The organism is Streptomyces sp. P9-2B-2, assembly GCF_030406865.1.
Lineage (GTDB): Bacteria > Actinomycetota > Actinomycetes > Streptomycetales > Streptomycetaceae > Streptomyces > Streptomyces platensis.
The window spans coordinates 7,249,158-7,267,839 of sequence record NZ_CP129126.1 but is presented as its reverse complement, the minus strand read 5'-3'; the positions used below and the strand labels follow the sequence as shown (position 1 = coordinate 7,267,839).

Below are 18,682 nucleotides of genomic sequence, written 5' to 3'. Positions count from 1 at the left end.
CACCGTTCCGCGCACCGCGACGGAGAGTGACGCGCCCCGCGCGGCCCGGGGGCCTGCGCGGGGCGCGGTGAAGATCACTCGGGCCGGTGACCGCCGGGGAATTCCGGTGTCGCGGTGCGGGCCAGCTCATGACTGAGCTGTTCCAGCTCGCTGCCGCCCGCCATTTGGCGGGTCAGCTCCTCCAGGGCGATCTCCGATTTGGCGTGGCTGCCGGCCATCGTGCCCCGCTTGAGCAGGACGAAGCGGTCGCCGACGAGATAGGCGTGATGCGGATTGTGGGTGATCAACACCACGCCGAGTCCGGCGTCCCGGGCGGCCGCGACGTACTTGAGGACGACGCCGGACTGCTTGACGCCGAGCGCCGCGGTCGGCTCGTCCAGGACGAGGACCTTGGCGCCGAAGTAGACGGCGCGGGCGATGGCGACGCACTGCCGCTCACCGCCCGAGAGGGTGCCGATGGGCTGGTCGACATCGCGCAGGTCGATGCCCATCCGCAGCAGCTCACTGCGGGTGGTCTCGCGCATCGTGGTGACATCGAGCCGCTTGAAGGGGCCGACGCCGGTGGTGGGCTCCGAGCCGAGGAAGAAGTTGCGCCACACCGGCATGAGGGGGACGACGGCCAGGTCCTGGTAGACGGTGGCGATGCCGCGGTCCAGGGCCTCGCGCGGGGAGGCGAGGGTGGTCTCCTCCCCGTCGATGGTGAAGGAGCCGGCGTCGTGCCGGTGCAGCCCTGCGATGATCTTGATGAGGGTGGACTTGCCGGCACCGTTGTCGCCGAGCACACAGGAGATCTCTCCCGCGTGCACCTCCAGCGAGACGCCTTCCAGGGCCCGGACGTTCCCGTAGTACTTGCTGACGTCGGTCAGCTCGACCAGCGCTGTCATGCCTTTTCCTCCGCCCGCTTGCGGACCCATGCGTTCAGGAGCGTGGCGAGCAGCAGCATCGCGCCGAGGAAGAACTTGTACCAGTCCGGATTCCACTGCGCGTAGACGATGCCCTTGCTGGCCATGCCGAAGATGAAGGCGCCGACGGCGGCACCGATCGCCGAGCCGAAGCCGCCGGTCATCAGACAGCCGCCGACCGCCGCGGCGATGATGTAGAGGAACTCGTTGCCCACGCCGTCGCCGGACTGGATCGCGTCGTACGAGAACAGCAGATGCTGGCCGGAGACCCAGGCGGCGAAGGCGACGCCCATGTAGAGGCCGATCTTGGTCTTGGTGACCGGGACACCCACGGCCCGTGCGGCGTCGGCGTTACCGCCCACCGCGAAGATCCAGTTGCCGACGCGGGTGCGCAGCAGGATCCAGGTGGCGACCGCGACCAGCGCCAGCCACCACAGGATGGTGACCTGGATGTCCACACTGCCCAGGGTCAGATGCGAGGCGAAGAGCGTACGGGCCGAGTCGAAGCCCTCCATGTCGGCGATGGTCTTCGTCGAGACCGTGCCGCTGATCAGCTTGGTGAAGCCGAGGTTGAGGCCGGTCAGCATGAAGAACGTGCCGAGCGTGATGATGAAGCTGGGAAGTTTCGTACGGGTCAGCAGCAGGCCGTTGAACGCCCCGATGGCGAGGGTGACCAGCAGCGACGCCCCCACACCCACCCAGGTGTTGGCGGTCAGCTGGTAGCTGACCATCGAGGAGATCAGCGCCGAGCTGACGACCATGACACCGGCCGACAGATCGAACTCCCCGCCGATCATCAGCAGCGCCACCGGCACGGCCATGATGCCGATCGTCGAGGACGCGTAGAGCACGGTGGAGAGGCTGGCGGCCCGCAGGAACGGCTCGGCGACGATCGAGAAGAAGATGAAGACCGCGGCGGCACCGACGACGGAGCCCAGTTCGGGGCGGCCCATCAGCCGTCGGGCGAGGGAGCGGTGCAGCAGCCGTTCGTCGCCGCTCTTGGCCGGACCGGCCGGTGGCAGGGGTGGTGCGTCCGTGTGGCTCATCGGGTCCCCCGCTTCGTGTAGTCCTCCAGTGCGGCGGCGTCCTTCTTGGTGATCACCTGGGGCCCGGTGAGCACCGGCTTGCCCCCGCCGAGGACGTCGGAGTTGTACTTGTAGAGCCAGAGCAGGTCGACGGCCTGGTAGCCCTGGAGGTAGGGCTGCTGGTCGACGGCGAAGCCGAGGGAGCCGTCCTTCAGGCCGGTCGCGACCTGGGCGTTGAGGTCGAAGGTGTCGATCTCGGCCTTGCTGCCGGCCTGCTCCTTGGCCTTGACGGCCGTGGCGGCGAAGGGGGCGCCGAGCGTGACGACGGCGTCGAGCGCGCTGTCCGACTGGAGCTTGGACTCGATCGAGGACTGCACATCGGGCATGTTGGTGCCCTCGACATACAGCTTCTGAAGATCGCCCTTGAAGGTCTTCTTGGCGCCGTCGCAGCGCTGCTCATGGCCGACATTGCCCTGCTCGTGCAGGACGCACAGGGCCTTCTTGCGGCCGCGCTTGTTCAGCTCCTCGCCGACTGCCTCGCCCGCCACCGTCTCGTCCTGCCCGATGTGGCTGAGCGCCCCGAACGCCTTGGACTCCTCGGCGCCGGAGTTCACCGTGATCACCGGGATGCCGGCCTTCTCGGCCTTGGCGACGACATCCTTCATGGCATTGGGCTTCGCCAGCGAGACGATCAGCCCGTCGACCTTCTGGTCGATGTAGGACTGCACCAGCTGGCTCTGCCGCTGGGCCTCCTTGTCGTGCCCGTAGACGAACTTGATGTTGTCCTTGACGGCGGCCTGCTGGGCGCCGTTCTGCACGATGTCCCAGAAGGTGTCGCCGTCTCCCGAGTGGGTGACCATCGCGAACGTCCACCTGGGGGTGTTCACCGCGGCCTTGCCGCCGGCTGCCTTGGCGGCCCGCTCCTGCTCGGCGCGCAGACCTCCGGTGCTGCTGCATCCCGCCAGGGAGGCGCCCAGCGCCGCCGCCAGCACGGCGCCGATGACGCGTCCCCTTCTCCGAACCCGTGCCACGAGGACTCGCCCTTCCCGCTGATCTTGCCGTGTCGGCTGCGTTGGTTGTATTCGCTGTCCGGCCGGTCCGGCCGGCCGCTGTGTGGTGTGGTCCACCGGTACCGGCCGGCCGGGACCGACCGGCCAAGTATCCGTGACCGGTGATCTGTCCCGGTTCATGGGGTCCCGTCTTCCCTGAGGCGTCACCGGGTGCCTCGCCCGGTGTACTCGGTGAGCTTGGGTACGTCCTTCTCGGTGACCAGGGCGGGCCCGGTGAGCACCGGCTTGCCGCCGCCGAGGACATCGGCGTTGGTCCTGTGGAGCCAGAGCAGATCCACCGCCTCGTAGCCCTGGAGGTAGGGCTGCTGGTCGACGGCGAAGGTGAGGTCCTTGGCCTTGAGCAGCTTGACGACGGCGGAGTTCAGATCGAAGGTCGCGATCTGCGCCCGGCTGCCGGCCTCCTCCTTGGCCTTGAGCGAGATCGCCGCCATCGGCGCACCGAGCGTGACGATCGCGTCGATGGACGGGTCGGACTGGAGCTTGGCCTCGATCGACGACTGCGAGTTCGGCGCGTTGGTGCCGTCCACGTCGAGGTTCTCGACCGTTCCGCGGAAGCCCTTGCGGACACCGGCACAGCGGTCCTCCAGCGACACATTGCCCTGCTCGTGGATGACGCAGAGCACCTTCTTCGCCTTCCGTTCGTTCAGCTCGTCGCCGACCGCGCGGCCGGCCACCGACTCGTCCTGCCCGATGTGGGTGAGCGCCCCGTACGCCGCGGAGAACTCGCCACCGGAATTGACGGTGATGACGGGGATGCCGCGCGCCACGGCCTTGCGGACGGCCGCCTTGACGGCGTGCGGCTTGGCGAGGGTGACGATCAGCCCGTCCACCTTCTGATCGATGTACGACTGGATCAGCGCGGCCTGCTGGGCGCCTTCCTTGTCGTGCGCGTACAGGAACTTCACCTTGTCCTTGGCGGCGGCCTGCTGGGCGCCGTTCTGCACGATGTCCCAGAAGGTGTCGCCGTCGCCGGAGTGGCTGACCATGCCGATGGTCATGCGCGGGGTGGCGGCGTCCTTGCCGGCGGCGTCGGGGTCGCCGGCGGAGCCGCACCCGGTGGCGAGCGCGGCGGTCGCCAGTAAAGCGGCTGCGCTGCGCACAGCGACGCTGCGGACAGTGAGGGGGCCAGTCGTACGCACGCCGTTCATCGTGGGACCGCCTTTTCTCCCGGCCGCCGGAATGCGGCTGGAGAGGTTGTAACGGCGCGCGCGGAGCCACGTCAATGGTTTGTCAGAACATTCTGACGAATGCAGGTCGCGAGGGGCCTACAGAACGGAACATTTCAGGCAATACGGCGCGCCCGGCCGTGCTCAGGCGGACGGAAATGACCGGTCCGGCGGTGGGCAGCGCCCGCTCCGCTCAGGGCCGTACCAGCAGCTGGAACTCGAAGGCGTAACGGGACGCGCGGTAGACGTGCGAGCCGAATTCGACCGCGCGCCCGGTGTCGTCGAAGGTCGTCCGCTGCATCGTGAGCAGCGGGGCACCCTCGGGCTCCTCCAGCCGTGCGCCCTCCTCCACGGTCGCGGCACGGGCCCCGACGGCCTGCCGGGCGCTGTGCAGGGTGATCCCGGCCGACCGCATCAGGCGGTACAGACCCGTCTCCTCCAGCTCGGCGGTCCTCAGCTCGATCAGCCCGGCGGGGAGGTGGTTGCGCAGATGCGCCACGGGCTCGCCATGAGCCAGCCGCAGCCGCTCGACCAGCGCGACCTCCGCCCCCTCGGCGATCCCCAGCGCGGCGGCGACCTCGGCATCGGCCTCGGTGGTGGTGTTGAGCAGCACCCGGGTGGCCGGCTTCTGCCCGGCCGCCTCCAGGTCGTCGTAGAGGCTGCTCAGCTCCAGGGGGCGCTTGACCTGGCTGTGGACGACCTGGGTGCCGATACCGCGGCGGCGCACCAGCAGGCCCTTGTCGACCAGCGACTGGATCGCCTGCCGCACCGTCGGCCGGGACAGGCCGAGCCGGCCGGCCAGCTCGATCTCATTGCCGAGCAGACTGCCGGGCGCCAGCTTCCCGTGCTCGATCGCGGCCTCCAGCTGCTGGGACAGCTGGAAATACAACGGGACCGGACTGGTCCGGTCCACGCTGAACTGGACGGGGCCGTCGGCGCCCAGGGCTTGTTCCGTATCGCGTTTCCCCACCTCGCGAGCGTATCCGCCCCGGCAGATGACGGGAAGTCCGGAGGTCACATTGTCCGGACAAGACGGATCCCGGCCGGTCTCCCCGCCGGCCCGCACGGCCGGGAACCGGGACGCGGCGCGTCCGGTCGCGCCGTACGCCGTCCCGTACAGACCGTCCCCTACGCCGGAATACTGGGCCGCGCACAGCCGTGACCGCACACCACGGGCCGGGCGGCCCCGCCCGCGTCCCGACCAGCCGCATGTCCCGGAGGAGCCCCATGCCCATTCGCCGCGTCGTCCCCGACATCCACTCCGACGACCTGGACGGAAGCCGTACGTTCTACGGCCTGCTGGGGTTCGAGGAGGTCATGAACCTGGGCTGGGTCATGACCCTCGCCTCCCCCGCCAACCCCACCGCCCAGCTCATCTTCATGACGCACGACAAGACCGCCCCGGTCACCCCCGACATGAGCATCGAGGTCGACGACGTGGACGCGGCCTACGCCGCCGTCCTGGCCGCCGGCGCACCGATCGTCCGGCCGCTCCAGGACGAGGAGTGGGGCGTCCGCCGCTTCTTCGTCCAGGACCCCAACGGCCGGGTCGTCAACGTCCTCGGCCACCGGCCGTCGGCGGGCGACACCGGCAGCGACTGAGCTGCCGCCACCGACGCCCGGCGCACCCTACGCCTCGGCACCGCCGCCGCCCGCGGGCCCGTTGAGCGTCATCGCCGTCCCCTGCGCCACCACGCACACGGCCTGCCGGCGGCCGGCCTGGACGACCTGGGCGCGGGCCCGCAGCGTCCGGCCGAGCGCCGGGCGCACGTACTGGATGGAGAAGCCGCCGGTGACGATGGCCGGGCCCAGGGCCGTGGCCGCGGCGAAGGTGAGGGTGTTGTAACGCACCAGCCGCCCCGGCCCGCTACTTCATCCAGGCGTCCTCGTACTTCCGGTACGTCCCGTCATGCGTGGCGAGGTGAACCCACTGGTCCACATACGCCTTGAACTCGTCGTCGCCGCGGGGCAGGGCATAGGCCTTCTCGGAGAAGGTGAAGGGCTTGTCCGGGTGGAGCGCGCAGAGTTCGGGGTGGATCTTGGCCTGGTAGCGGGTCTCACCGGCGTCCGTCATCATCACATCGGCGCGACCCGCGATGATCTCGTCGAAGATCGTGGTGTTGTCCGGATGGACCGTGAGAGTGGCCCGGTGGATATGGGCGCGGGCGAACTCCTCGTTGGTGCCGCCCGGGTTGACGATGACGCGCGTGCCGGGGCGGTCGATCTGCGCCAGCGTCCGGTACTTGTCCTGGTCCGTGCAGCGCACGAGGGGCGTCTTGCCGTCGGTGCGGGTGGGTTCGCTGAAGTACACCGAGCGGGCGCGCGGGAGGGTGACCGAGACCCCGCCCATGGCGATGTCACAACGGCCGGCCGACAGATCGCCGACGAGCCGGGCCCAGGTCGTGGCCACGTAACGCGGGGTGGCGTCGAGGCTCTTGGCCAGATCCCCGGCCATCTTGATGTCCACGCCGCTGTATTTGCCGGTCGCGGGGTCGCGGTACGTGAAGGGGCGGTAGTCGCCCGTGGTGCAGACGCGCAGCACTCCGCGCCGGGGGACGGCATCGAGGGCCGAAGTCTTCCCGGCGGCGGGGGTGGTGGCTCCTCGTACGGCGGCGGGGCTGTCCGAGGCCGCCGGGGCGGCGGCGGTGACGGCGAGCAGACAGGCGAGGGCGGAGAGCGTGGCGGCGCGCTTCATGGGGGCTCCTGTGACTCCGGTACGCGGCGACTCGGTCGCATGATCGAAGCGCTCAGAGTGGCAGAGGCCGGGGCGCGGGTGAACCCCCCGATCGGCCCGTGGGATGGCCCGTGGATGGCCCGAGGGGGCTGGGGCGGCGGCACACCGACGCGCCGTCAGTCCTCGTACGGCACGCGCGCCGCCGGTCCGTCCGCTCGGGGGCCGGGGGGGGCCGTCCGCTCAGGGGCCGGGAAGGCAGCGCGCCGACGACGCACCGTCAGCGGCTCCTACCGCACCGCACGGCGTCGCCGCCGGGCCGCTCAGAAGTCCGCGGTGCCGCGGATCGTCGGGCGGTCCGGGGCGGCCTCCTCCAGGCGGGTGAGGAGATCGGCGGCGCGCTTGGCAACGGTGTCACGGTCGCCGTCGGAGAGCGCCGCGCCCATGCCGACGGCGACGGCGCCCGCGGCGATCCACTCCGGCGCGCTGTCGACCGTCACCCCGCCCGTCGGCAGCAGTGGCACCTGCGGCAGCGCGGCACGGACCTCCGTCAGCCAGGCCGGGTCGTACCCCGAGGCGGGGAACAGCTTGAGCGCGTCCGCCCCGAGTTCCAGCCCGCGGACCATCTCGGACGGCGTCGACACCCCGGAGAAGACCGGGATGCCATAGCGGTGGGCGGTACGGATGACCTCGGCGTCCAGGCTCGGCGAGACCAGGAAACGGGCACCCGCGTCGACCGCCATCCGGGCCGATACCGCGTCAAGGACCGTGCCGGCGCCGATGACCGCGTCGTCGCCCAGCTCCCGGGTGAGCGTGGTGACCGCTTCCAGGGCGAAGGGGGTGGTGAGGGATATCTCCAGGCTGGTGATGCCCGCGGACAGCAGAGTATCGGCGGTGGCGCTGGCCTCGTCATAGGTCCGGCTACGGACGATGGCGAAAACACGCTGCGCCAGTGCGGCCCGGGTGATTTCCCAGCGATACACGGCAGTTCGCCGTCCTTCCTTGTCTCCGACGCTCCATGCCGCCACGCCTTGACCTACAGCGGATACGGCATTTTCCGGGGCGTGCCGCAGCAGCTGACCGCACATGGTCTTATTCCGCCGATGCCCGCCCGCTCCTCGTTTTCACCGAAACGCTACCGGGAGCCACTGACAATCCTCTCTCGGGGGTGCGCCCCGTGCGCCCCTTCTGCCGAGAATGGGGAGAAGAGGGAGGTCGCAGGGGGCGCACGGCACAGGCGCGCAGCAGGGCCGCACAGCACGGGCGGACAGCACGACGGCGGCCGGGGTGCGTGTGCACCCCGGCCGCCGCGGGTTCCGGGTCACGGGCTCAGCCGGCCCGCCACCCCTGGTCTTCTGTTGTCCTGTTGCCCTGTTGTCGTGCGCCGGCCGGCCGCTCGGCCCGCCGGTCCGTCGGCTTCAGCAGCCGCGGTCGACGAGATCGAACGTCTTGTAGTGGTCGGCGGTGTAGTAGTCCTCGCTCTTCTTCTCGCCGGCCACGATGCGCCGCGCACCGCGGTCGGGCGAGCCCGGAGTGACGACGGTGAACTCGTGGTAGTAGCCGGTGCTCTGGGACGGCAGGATGCCCTCCCGGTTGTCGAAGACCGTGCCGTCCTTCGGATACGGGTAGGGCCCGCCCTTCTCGATCAGATCGAGGGTTTCGTGGGCCTGCGAAGGCAGCTTGGAGTAGCAGACCTTGCCGACGTCCTGGACGTGCACGGACGCGACGTGCGCCGTCGTGGCGTACGAGGTGGCCGCGTGCGTCGTGGCGACGGCGGGGGTGGCGGTGACCGCGGTCCCGCCAATGAGAAGGGCCGAAGCGAGGGCGCCTACGGCGCCGAACCTGGTGATCCGTGGGGGGATTCTCATGCCTTCCAGAATGACGCGCGTAGACATGACTCTGTCAATCCCAACAGGCGGAAGTTTCCCGCGAGTTCACAACCCCGCCCCACCAACTCCCGCAAATTTCCGCATATCAGGGACTGCACTTGCGCGGGACGGCTTGCCTCGGGCCTCTCGGGAGGGAGCCGGTGCCGGAGTCAGGGGCGGGCCGGGGGGGGGACCGTTCCCGTCGGCGCGGATCAGCCGCACCACGATCGTGCACGTCGACCAGTCAAGGCCGGGAGCCGCCGCAGTGGCAGGCCACGCGCCACCTTGCCTCTGAGGCAAATCTTTTGCCCGTGAGGCGAAAGGTCGCTATACCGGGGATATGACCGAGCTCCCCGACGAGCCCGCCGGCGCTTCGCCGGATGAGCTGTCCACCGTTGCGCCGCGCCTGCGTGACCTGCGGCAACGCAGTGGTCTCACGCTGGAGACCGCGGCCCGGCTGGTGGGGCTCTCGCCCGCGCATCTGTCGCGGCTGGAGACCAATCAGCGCCAGCCTTCGCTGCCGATGCTGCTGGCGCTGGCCCGTACCTATGGCACCACGGTATCCGACCTGCTCGGCGAGACCGCTCCGGAGCGGGACCCGATCGTGCGGGCCGGGCGGGCGGAGCCGTCGGAGGCCGGGGGCTGGACGTACTGGACCGCGGGCAGTGCCGGGCGGGCGATGCAGGCGCTGCGGGTGCTGGTGCCGCAGCGGGCGCAGGGCGATCTGGTGCGGGTCCATCCGGGCGAGGAGTGGCTGTACGTCCTCAACGGGCGGCTACGGCTGACGCTCGGCGCGGCCGTGCATGTGCTGGAGCCGGGGGACGCGGCGCACTTCGACTCGCTGACGCCGCACCGGATCGCCGCCGCCTCGCCGGGCGGGGCGGAGCTGCTGTTCGTCCACACGCTCCTCCAGAGCGGGGCCGCCGAGCTGTGCCTCGGCGATGACACCAGGCGCCGCGGGCTGTGAGCCCCAGGCACCGTTTTTGAGGGAAGGATCCACCGTGGTGCCCGATCAGACCGTTCCTGCCACTCCCCCGTCGTCGGAAGCGCTCGCCGAGGCGGTGCCCGACCGGAAGTACGTCGAGAACAAGCCACCGCGCGGGCTGTATGTGCGGGTGTTCATCTACGTCATCGCGACGCATGTGCTGCTGGCGATGATGAGCCTTGTGGTGATCGCCGCGAACAACCAGTAGGGGGCGCCCCTGGGCGGGCGCTCCCCGGAGCGTGGCAACGTCCATCACTTCGGTCCGAAAGTCCATTGCCCCGGTGGGGTGGCCAGGTGAAGCCTGCTGGCGCGAAGAGGTCGCACGACTCCCGTTCCTGAACCTCGCCGCACCGAGGAGGACCGAAGGATGCACCGTACGCGCACCGCGGCGGCCACCGCGCTGGCCATGGCCCTGGCCCTGATCCCCCTGACGGGCATGGCGGGGCCGCCGGGCTCCGGAGCGAAGGCGGGGCGGGACGGCGCCCGGGACCGCCCCGGAGCCGCCGCCTCCCGGACCATTTCGCCCACGCCCCGGTCCGTCCGGAGCCGGTCCGACCAGGTCGCCATCACCCCGGCCGTGACCGTCGTCGCCGGGCCGCGCGCCGACGCGGCGGCGCTGACGGTCGTCGAGAAGTCGCTGAAGGACGCCGGTGCGCAGCGGGTGGGGCGGGCCGAACGTGCGCCGGGTGGCGGGCAGTTGTCGGTGTATGTGGACGGTCCGGGAGCGACGCGGGCGCTGGCGGAGCTGGGCGCGCCGGACGCCGCCGGTCTGCCCGCCGAGGGGTATGCGCTGGCCGTCGGTGCGGGGCGGATCGCGCTGGCCGGCAAGGACGCCGCCGGGACCTACTACGCGGCCCAGTCGCTGCGGCAACTGCTGCCGCACGCGGAGCGGTCGGGCGCCCGGGTGCCGGGCACCGTCGTACGGGACTGGCCGGCCACCCCGCTGCGCGGCGTCATCGAGGGGTTCTACGGCACCCCGTGGTCGCACCGGGCCCGCCTCGACCAGCTGGACTTCTACGGTGCGCACAAGATGAACCTGTATGTGTACTCGCCGAAGGACGATGCCTATCTGCGGGAGAAGTGGCGCGATCCGTACCCCGCGGACCAGTTGGCGCAGCTCAAGGAGCTGGTGGACCGGGCGCGGGCACGGCATGTGGAGTTCACCTATGCGCTCTCCCCGGGGCTGTCCGTCTGCTACAGCTCCGACGCGGATCTCCGGGCGCTGACCGCCAAGTTCGCGACGTTGTGGGACATCGGGGTGCGGACCTTCGCGGTGCCGTTGGACGACATCAGTTACACGGACTGGAACTGTGCGGCGGACAAGGACCGGTTCGGGACCGGCGGCGGGGCGGCCGGTGCCGCGCAGGCGCATCTGCTCAACCGCGTCAACCAGGAGTTCATCGCCCGGCATCCGGGCGCCGAGCCGCTCCAGATGGTGCCGACCGAGTACTACGACGTGAAGCCGTCACCGTACAAGAAGGCGCTGGCCACGCAGCTGGACAAGGATGTGCTGGTGGAGTGGACGGGGGTGGGGGTGATCGCGCCGACGATGACCGTCGCCCAGGCCCGGCAGGCCCGGGAGGTCTTCGGGCACCCGATCCTGACCTGGGACAACTACCCGGTCAACGACTATGTGACCAACCGGCTGCTGCTCGGGCCGTTCAACGGCCGGGAGAAGGGGCTGCCGGAGCAGCTGGCGGGGATCACCGCGAATCCGATGATCCAGCCCGCGGCGTCCAAGCTCGCGCTGTACACGGTGGCGGACTACGCGTGGAACGACTCGGCGTATGACGCCCGGACGTCCTGGGGCGGGGCGATCGAGGAGCTGGCCGGCGGTGACGCCCGTACGGCACGAGCGCTGCGGGCCTTCGCGGACGCCCATTACGCCTCGTCGCTGAACCCGCGGCAGGCGCCCGAACTGGCCGCCGCCATCGAGAAGTTCGGGAAGGACGGCGAGGCGCGGCGGCTCGACGCGGTGCTGCGGAATCTTCAGGAGGCACCGGCGGTGCTGCGTGACCGGCTCGCCGACCGGGGTTTCGTGCAGGACAGTGCGCCGTGGCTGGACGCGACCCGGGCCTGGGGCGTCGCGGCCCGTACGGCGCTGCGGCTGATCGAGGCGACCAAGGCGGGCGACGGCGCGCGGGCCTGGCAACTACGGCAGCAGATACCGGAGTTGGTGCGGACCGCCAGGTCGTTCGTGTATGTGGACATGACCGGGAAGCGGATTCCGGTGCTGGTGGCGGACGGGGTGCTGGACACCTTCGTCGAGGGCGCGGTGGCCGCGCACGACCGGGCGCTGGGCGTCACCGGCCGCCCCGAGGGCTCGACGGATCTCTCCGTCTACCAGGACAACGCGGTCTCCCGTATGACCGACGGCGATGACGCCACGTACTTCTGGAGCGGCGCGGGGCCCAAGGCCGGTTCCTTCGTGGCGCTGGATCTGCACGCCGAGCGTCCGTTGGGGACCATCACCCTGGCGATGGGCAAGAGCGGCAGCCCGGACGACTATCTGCGGCACGGTGTCCTGGAGTACTCGTCGGACGGGAAGAGCTGGCAGCGGCTGGCCGCGTTCGACGGGAAGGCCGAGGTGCGCGTCGAGCCGCCGGCCGGTGTCCGGGCCCGGTACGTGCGCGCCCGGGCCACCCAGGCGCAGGACAACTGGCTGGTGGTGCGGGAGTTCGCGGCGGCCGGGGCCGACGCGGGCACGGTGGCCGGTGGCCCGCCCGCGGCGGAGGGCAGTGCGCTGCGGTCGGCGGCGGACGGCGATCCGGCGACCGTCTATCGCGCGGCACGGGCGGCGCAGCCCGGCGAGGCCCTGGAGTTCACGCCCGAAGCGCCCCGCGCGGCGCGGTCCGTGGTCGTACTGCGGCCGCAGGGCGCGCCGTCCGGGGCGGCGGGGGTCGAGGTCCGTACGGGCGGCGCCTGGCGCGCGCTCGGCACACTGTCCGGCGCCTATACGCGGCTTCCGGCCGGTGACGGCGCGGTCGAGGGTGTCCGGCTGGTGTGGCGGGACGGGACCGCGGCGCCCGAGGTCAATGAGGTGGTGGTGCGCTGAGGGGCGGCCGATGGGGACGGGCCGCGTGGTGCGTCCCGTAGCGCCCGGTGCAGGGGGGACGCGGCACGCCCGGCGGTGTGCCGCGTTCCCTTTTCGCGGCGACGGCGGTTCGCCCGTCGGCGTCGCGTCATCTCCCCCGCGGCGGCGGCCCCGCGCCCTAATCTGAGGTGCTGGCCACCGCCCTCGCCCCGGAGGAGACCGACTCATGGCCCGAACCGCTCCCGATGCCCCTCGTCCGACCGCGGCCGTCGTGCTGGACGACGCGGTCCGCGCGCTCGCCCCGGACTCCGCCGCCAACCGGCTGGTCTCGCAGATCGAGGCGGGTGCGGCGCCGCGCTCCGTGTTCGCCACCTTCGCCCTCGAACAGCACCAGGTGATCGCCGCCGACCGGCTCAGCTTCCAGCATCTGGCGCGGCGGGCGGACGGTGACCCGCCCGTCGCCGACTTCTTCGATCTGCTCGCCCGGGGCGAGGCGCGGGCGCTGAGGCAGCTGGCCGGGCTGGCGGACGCCTGTGAGCTGACCGAGCGGCAGATCGCGGACTACCAGCCACGGCCCGGCTGCCAGGCCTATCCGTCCTACGCGGCACGGCTCGCGCTGGGCGGCGAACCGGCCGATGTGGCGATCGCCCTGACCGCCAACTTCGCCGCCTGGGGCGGCTATTGCGCGACCGTGGCGGCGGCGATGCGGGACCGCTACGGCTTCCCCGAGGCTGCCCGTGGCTTCTTCGCCCTCTTCGCCGAGCCGGCCCCGGCCGTCGAGGAGAAGGCGCGCGAGGCGGTCCAGCACGGCCTCGACACCGGCCAGGCGCAGCCGGCCACGGCGCATCGCTACGGCCGCCTCCTCCAGGCATACGAGCTCATGTTCTGGCACTCCGTCGCCGACTGAACCGGCCGGGCGCCGGCGCGCCAGGGCCCGGTACCCGGCTCCGTCAGCCACTCAGCTCGTCATGCCGCGCGACCAGCCGCCGCATACCGTCCGCGGTCATGGGCGGTGCGGCCGTTCGAGCAGCTCGCCGGTGGGTTCGGCGAGGGTGCTGCCGTCGTTGATCCGGCGGCCGCGCAGCCAGGTGGACCGTACGACGCCGTACAGGGTCTTCCCCGCGTAGGCGGTGATCTTGTTGCGGTGCTGGAGTGCCTGCGGGTCGACGGTGAAGGTCTCCTCGGGGTCGAGGACGGTGAAGTCCGCGTCCCGGCCGGGCTCGATGGCGCCCTTCCGGTCGAGGCCGACCAGCGCCGCCGGTGCGGTGGCCATCCAGCGCACCACGTCGTCGAGGGTGTGGCCGCGCTCGCGGGCCTCCGTCCAGATGGCGGGCAGGCCGAGCTGGAGGGAGGAGATGCCGCCCCAGGCCGCGCCGAAATCGGCGGTCTTGAGGTCGGCGGTGGACGGCGAGTGGTCGGAGACGATGCAGTCGATGGTGCCGTCGGCCAGGCCCTCCCACAGGGCGTCCTGGTTGGCGGCCTCGCGGATCGGCGGGCAGCACTTGAACTCCGTGGCGCCGTCCGGGATTTCCTCGGCGGTCAGGGTCAGGAAGTGCGGGCACGACTCGACGGTGATCCGGACGCCCTCGCGCTTGGCGGCGGCGATCAGCGGCAGCGCGTCGCTGGAGGACAGATGCAGGACATGGACCCGTGCGTCGAGCCGCTGGGCGAGCACGATCAGCCCGGCGATGGCGTCGTTCTCGGAGATCCGCGGGCGGGAGGCGAGGAAGTCGGCGTACTTGGGGCCGTGCGGTTCGGGGGCCTCGTCCAGGTGGCCGGGGTCCTCGGCGTGCACGATCAGCAGGCCGTCGAAGCCCGCGATCTCGCCGAGGGCGGCGGCCAGTTGCCGCTGGTCGACCTCGGGGAACTCGTCCACGCCGGAGGGCGAGAGAAAGCATTTGAAGCCGAAGACCCCGGCGTCGTGCAGCGGACGCAGATCCTTGACGTTGCCGGGGATCGCGCCGCCCCAGAAGCCGACGTCGATATGCGCCTTGCTGCGGGCGACCGCGCGCTTGGTGTCGAGGTGGGCGGCCGTGGTGGTGGGCGGGAGGCTGTTGAGCGGCATGTCCACGAGGGTGGTGATCCCGCCGGCCGCGGCCGCGCGGGTGGCGGTCCAGAAGCCCTCCCACTCGGTGCGGCCGGGGTCGTTGACGTGGACGTGGGTGTCGACGAGGCCGGGCAGCAGGACGTCGTCACCGAAGTCCTCGACCCGCGCCCCGGCCGGAGCCCGGTCGTCGTACGGCAGCACCGCGGCGATCCTGCCGTCCTTGACGACGACGGACGCGGCGCGCGTGCCCTCTGGGGTGACGACGCGCCGGGAGCGCAGCACCAGCTCTGTTTCGGACACCCGGTCCCCTCCTCGTAGCTGTTCTCATCGTGGCGTGCGGGCGGGTGGGGTGCACGGCCGCCGGGGTGGCCGTGCCCTCCGGAGCGTGCTCTGCACGCTCGGACGCCCCACCCATTCAACAATCTGTTGAACGAGTCTTCACTCCGGACCCCGGCCCGTCAAGACCCTTCGGCCGGTACCGGCACGACGACCGCCCCAGCCCCCTCCGACGCCACCGGCTCCCCCACCACAGCGGCGCTGACCTGCGACGGGATGATCTCCTCCGGGATCGGACCGGCGCTCACGGCAGACCGGTCGCGGCCCGGGAGCAGGGCGTAGAGCCCGCCGGCGAGCCCCATTCCGAAGACCCAGGAGAACGGCGCGACCACCTCGAAGGCCGGGACCAGGGCGAGCGCGGCGGAGACCGCGGCGGCCGGCAGGAAGGCGAGCACGGCCCGCGGGTTGTAGCCGCGCCGGTAGTAGTACGCCCCTCGGGCATCGGCCGAGAACAGTGCGTCGACATCGATCCGGCCCCGGCGCAGCAGGTAGTAGTCGACGAGCAGGATCGCCACCAGCGGGCCGAGGAAGGCGCCCAGCGCCCCCAGGAAGTACTGGATCACCAGCGCCGAGGAATACAGCTTCCAGGGCATGACGACGACGGCCAGCACCGCGGTGATCATGCCGCCGCGCCGGAAGTTCAGATACTTCGGCGCGAGATTGGCGAAGTCGTAGGCGGGCGAGACGAAGTTGGCGACGACATTGATGCCGATGGTGGCGACGATGAAGGCCAGCGCGCCGATGACGGTGACCACCGGGTTGTCGATCTTCTGGATCACCTTCACCGGGTCGTAGATCGCCTCCCCGAAGACCGAGATGGTGCCCGCGGTGACCAGCACGGCGACCACCGCGAAGGCGGTGAAGTTCACCGGCAGCCCGATCAGATTGCCGCGCCGGTAGGAGCGGTGGTCGGGCGTGAAGCGGGCGAAGTCCGCGTAGTTGAGGACCAGGGTCAGGAAGGTGGCCACGGTCAGACTGACCGCGATGAGGCTCTGTTCGAGCTGCGCGGAGCCGCTGAGCCCGGTGAGACTGTGGGTCAGCGAGATGTCCCCGCCGGCCTTGACGACGAGATACACGGCGAGCGCGAGCACCACGAGCCAGACCACCGGGCCGGTCGCGAAGTCCTGCACCTTGCGGATGAACTCCATCCCGCGGGTCAGCAGCACGGCCTGCAGCCCCCACATCACCATGAACGCGATCCAGCCCAGGGTGGACAGCCCCAGCACGGAGTTGTGGTGATAGACCTCCAGGCCCGGCGCGAGCTGAAGGGTCAGCAGGACCACGGCGGTCGAGGCCAGCCAGGTCTGGATGCCGTACCAGGCCACAGCCATGATCGCGCGCAGCAGCGCGGGGATGTTGGCGCCGTAGACACCCCAGCTCGCCCGGGCGAGCACCGGATAGGGAACGCCCGTCCGGTGTCCGGCGTGGCCCATGCGGTTCATCAGCCAGTAGACGATCGAGATACCGGCCAGCAGCGCGATGAACACCTCCCAGGCCGGCAGACCCAGCACGAACAGGCTGGCGGCGAAGGCGTAATTGCTGATCGCGTGGGTGTCGGACATCCACAGCGCGAAGATGCTGTACGTGCCCCATTTGCGCTCGGGGGCCGGCGCGAGGTCCTCGTTGAAGAGGCGCGGGTCCGGCGGTGGGGGCTTCGGGGTGGTGGTCACGTGTCCTCCCAGGCAGATTGGGTGGAGCTCGGGAACTACGGGAATTATTTGTCAGATGCCTGACGTCTGTGCCGAAAATGCGGTGTGCCGCGAGGAGCCCTGAGCGCGCCCCGTCGACAGATGGGCGCTCAGCGGCCAGGAGCCGATGGCTTTCGGTCGGGGCGGCGCGAAACTCCGTCCCGTACTGGTGGTCAGCCCGAGGCCGACAACCGCCTCCGCGAACTTCACCGCCGCGGCGACACCGTCCACCACCGGCACACCCAGCGCCGCGGCGACCTTCTCCTGGAGCCCGGCCATCCCGCCGCAGCCCAGACAGATCACCTCGGCGCCGTCCCGGACGGCCTCCCGGGCGGTCTCGATGATCACCTCGACGGTGCGCTCCGCGTCCTCCTCCAGCTCCAGGACGCCGAGCCCGGTGCCCCGGACCGCGGCGCAGCGCTGGAGCAGCCCCGCGGTCAGCAGCCGGTCCCGGATCTGCGGTACGGCACGGTCGAGGGTGGTGACGATGCCGTAGGCGTGGCCGAGCATCATCGCCATCTGGGCGGCGCTCTCGGTGATGTCCAGGACGGGTACGTCCAGCAGCTCCTGGGCACCCTCCCGGCCCGGCTCGCCGAAACCGGCCATGACCAGCGCGTCGAAGGACAGGTCGAGGGTGGCGAGCCGGTCCAGGACGGCCGCGGCGCTGAGATAGCCCTCGAAGTGGCCCTCGATGGACTCCGGCCCCCAGAGGGGTTCGGTGGCGATGATCTCGGTGCCCGGGGCGGCGGCTGTGGTGGCGGTGGCGCGGATCGAAGCGGTCATGGAAGCCGTGATGTTCGGGTTCATGACGAGAATGCGCATGACACTCCAGCGATTTGGAGGATTCCACAGAATGGACAGTATGTTTCGCGCAGCAGAACGTAGCTACGGTCACTGGCACCGTCAAGGGATCGGGGCTAGGTCTGTGCCCGCCGGCGACCTCCACGGGACAAAGCGGGCCTGACCGGCGGGAACGGGTGTGCGAGAGTCCCTGTGTCAACGTAAGGGGACCGGTAGGCTTCTCCGGTCGGGCCCGGCGCCCGCACGCCCCAGCCGAGACCGGTCTGACCCGCCCGAAAGGAACGCTCCGTGCCGTCGTCCAGCGCCAGCCCCTCCGCCGCCGAAGCCAAGCCAGGCGCCAGCGGCGGCGTCCAGTCCCTCGAGCGCGCCTTCGACCTGCTGGAGCGGATGGCCGACGCCGGCGGCGAGGTAGGCCTGAGCGAGCTCTCCACCAGCAGCGGGCTGCCGCTCCCCACCATCCACCGCCTGATGCGCACGCTCGTCGCCTGCGGCTACGTCCGCCAGCAGCCCAACCGCCGCTACGCGCTGGGCCCCCGGCTGATCCGGCTCGGCGAGAGCTCCTCACGGCTGCTGGGCACCTGGGCCCGGCCCTTCCTGGCCCGCCTGGTCGAAGAGACCGGCGAGACCGCCAATATGGCGCTGCTCGACGGCGACGAGATCGTCTATGTCGCCCAGGTCCCGTCCCGGCACGCGGTACGGATGTTCACCGAGGTCGGCCGCCGGGTGCTGCCGCACTCCACCGGCGTCGGCAAGGCCCTGCTGGCCCACCACCCCGCGGAGGAGGTCCGCGCGCTGCTCGCCCGTACGGGCATGCCTGCCGCGACCGACAAGACGATCACCGACCCGGACCGCTTCCTGGAAGCGCTCGCCGACGTCCGCCGCCTCGGCTACGCGGTCGACGACAACGAGCAGGAGATCGGCGTCCGCTGCCTGGCGGTGCCGGTGCCCAACTCCCCCACCTCGGCGGCGATCTCCATCTCCGGCCCGACCGGCCGCGTGACCGAGGCGTCGACGGACAAGATCGTGCCGGTGCTTCAGGACGTCGCGGCGCAGCTGTCGGTGGCGCTCGCGAATCAGTCGCCGGCGTAG

Annotated in this window: 17 protein-coding genes and 1 pseudogene; 6 read left to right on the top strand and 12 right to left on the bottom strand. The window is 71.0% G+C overall.

The features are described 5' to 3' along the window. Positions 1 to 74: 74 nt before the first annotated feature. The 5 genes from QT196_RS31920 to QT196_RS31900 form a co-directional block, all read right to left on the bottom strand. On the bottom strand, positions 75 to 884 hold the full coding sequence (locus QT196_RS31920; RefSeq protein ID WP_085927837.1) for an ATP-binding cassette domain-containing protein: 810 nt from the start codon (positions 882 to 884) through the stop codon (positions 75 to 77). Beyond that, positions 881 to 1,948, bottom strand: coding sequence for an ABC transporter permease (locus QT196_RS31915; RefSeq protein WP_168482209.1), 1,068 nt, complete (start codon positions 1,946 to 1,948; stop codon positions 881 to 883). Before QT196_RS31915 ends, QT196_RS31920 begins: the two co-directional genes overlap by 4 nt. Then, on the bottom strand, positions 1,945 to 2,958 hold the full coding sequence (locus QT196_RS31910; protein ID WP_229894367.1) for a sugar ABC transporter substrate-binding protein: 1,014 nt from the start codon (positions 2,956 to 2,958) through the stop codon (positions 1,945 to 1,947). Before QT196_RS31910 ends, QT196_RS31915 begins: the two co-directional genes overlap by 4 nt. A gap of 182 nt (positions 2,959 to 3,140) precedes the next feature. Then, a complete protein-coding gene (locus tag QT196_RS31905; RefSeq protein ID WP_290356181.1) occupies positions 3,141 to 4,145 on the bottom strand; it encodes a sugar ABC transporter substrate-binding protein in 1,005 nt (334 codons plus the stop codon). A gap of 211 nt (positions 4,146 to 4,356) precedes the next feature. Next, positions 4,357 to 5,133 (bottom strand): GntR family transcriptional regulator, encoded by a 777-nt coding sequence (locus tag QT196_RS31900; RefSeq protein WP_168482207.1) that lies wholly within the window; start codon positions 5,131 to 5,133, stop codon positions 4,357 to 4,359. Positions 5,134 to 5,390: 257 nt separating this feature from the next. Here QT196_RS31900 and QT196_RS31895 point away from each other — a divergent pair, with 257 nt between their 5' ends. Continuing rightward, positions 5,391 to 5,765, top strand: a complete 375-nt coding sequence (locus QT196_RS31895) for a VOC family protein (protein WP_168482206.1) — start codon at positions 5,391 to 5,393, stop codon at positions 5,763 to 5,765. Positions 5,766 to 5,792: 27 nt separating this feature from the next. On the opposite strand, the pseudogene QT196_RS31890 reads toward QT196_RS31895, so the two are convergent. From QT196_RS31890 to QT196_RS31875, 4 genes and pseudogenes are all read right to left on the bottom strand, one after another. After that, positions 5,793 to 6,005 (bottom strand): annotated as a pseudogene (locus tag QT196_RS31890) (hotdog domain-containing protein); the annotation flags it as partial. 25 nt (positions 6,006 to 6,030) lie between these two features. Continuing rightward, on the bottom strand, positions 6,031 to 6,858 hold the full coding sequence (locus QT196_RS31885; RefSeq protein WP_168482205.1) for a transporter substrate-binding domain-containing protein: 828 nt from the start codon (positions 6,856 to 6,858) through the stop codon (positions 6,031 to 6,033). A 299-nt stretch (positions 6,859 to 7,157) separates the two neighbouring features. Next, the gene (gene eda / locus QT196_RS31880; protein WP_168482204.1) at positions 7,158 to 7,817 is read right to left on the bottom strand and encodes a bifunctional 4-hydroxy-2-oxoglutarate aldolase/2-dehydro-3-deoxy-phosphogluconate aldolase; all 660 of its coding nucleotides are present in this window, start codon (positions 7,815 to 7,817) and stop codon (positions 7,158 to 7,160) included. A gap of 435 nt (positions 7,818 to 8,252) precedes the next feature. Next, complete coding sequence (locus QT196_RS31875; RefSeq protein ID WP_168482203.1) at positions 8,253 to 8,702, bottom strand: ribonuclease domain-containing protein; 450 nt, start codon at positions 8,700 to 8,702, stop codon at positions 8,253 to 8,255. A 340-nt stretch (positions 8,703 to 9,042) separates the two neighbouring features. Between QT196_RS31875 and QT196_RS31870 the strand changes: the two genes are divergently transcribed. The 4 genes from QT196_RS31870 (at position 9,043) to QT196_RS31855 (ending at position 13,628) form a co-directional block, all read left to right on the top strand. Further along, positions 9,043 to 9,669: an XRE family transcriptional regulator gene (locus QT196_RS31870; protein WP_168482202.1), complete on the top strand. Its 627-nt coding sequence runs from the start codon at positions 9,043 to 9,045 to the stop codon at positions 9,667 to 9,669. A gap of 34 nt (positions 9,670 to 9,703) precedes the next feature. After that, a complete protein-coding gene (locus QT196_RS31865) occupies positions 9,704 to 9,895 on the top strand; it encodes a DUF6126 family protein (protein WP_290356180.1) in 192 nt (63 codons plus the stop codon). Positions 9,896 to 10,054: 159 nt separating this feature from the next. Next, positions 10,055 to 12,742, top strand: coding sequence for a beta-N-acetylglucosaminidase domain-containing protein (locus tag QT196_RS31860; protein WP_290356179.1), 2,688 nt, complete (start codon positions 10,055 to 10,057; stop codon positions 12,740 to 12,742). Positions 12,743 to 12,947: 205 nt separating this feature from the next. Beyond that, a complete protein-coding gene (locus QT196_RS31855; protein ID WP_168482199.1) occupies positions 12,948 to 13,628 on the top strand; it encodes a transcriptional regulator in 681 nt (226 codons plus the stop codon). Positions 13,629 to 13,724: 96 nt separating this feature from the next. On the opposite strand, the gene allB is transcribed toward QT196_RS31855, so the two are convergent. The 3 genes from allB to QT196_RS31840 all read right to left on the bottom strand — a co-directional run bounded on the left by allB (position 13,725) and on the right by QT196_RS31840 (position 17,614). After that, positions 13,725 to 15,068: an allantoinase AllB gene (gene allB, locus QT196_RS31850; RefSeq protein ID WP_290356178.1), complete on the bottom strand. Its 1,344-nt coding sequence runs from the start codon at positions 15,066 to 15,068 to the stop codon at positions 13,725 to 13,727. Positions 15,069 to 15,226: 158 nt separating this feature from the next. Beyond that, positions 15,227 to 16,774, bottom strand: coding sequence for an NCS1 family nucleobase:cation symporter-1 (locus QT196_RS31845; RefSeq protein ID WP_290356177.1), 1,548 nt, complete (start codon positions 16,772 to 16,774; stop codon positions 15,227 to 15,229). A 51-nt stretch (positions 16,775 to 16,825) separates the two neighbouring features. Further along, positions 16,826 to 17,614 carry an aspartate/glutamate racemase family protein gene (locus QT196_RS31840; RefSeq protein ID WP_290356176.1) on the bottom strand — a complete coding sequence of 263 codons (789 nt, stop codon included), beginning with the start codon at positions 17,612 to 17,614 and terminating at the stop codon, positions 16,826 to 16,828. 267 nt (positions 17,615 to 17,881) lie between these two features. Between QT196_RS31840 and QT196_RS31835 the strand changes: the two genes are divergently transcribed. Next, positions 17,882 to 18,682, top strand: coding sequence for an IclR family transcriptional regulator (locus tag QT196_RS31835; protein ID WP_168482195.1), 801 nt, complete (start codon positions 17,882 to 17,884; stop codon positions 18,680 to 18,682).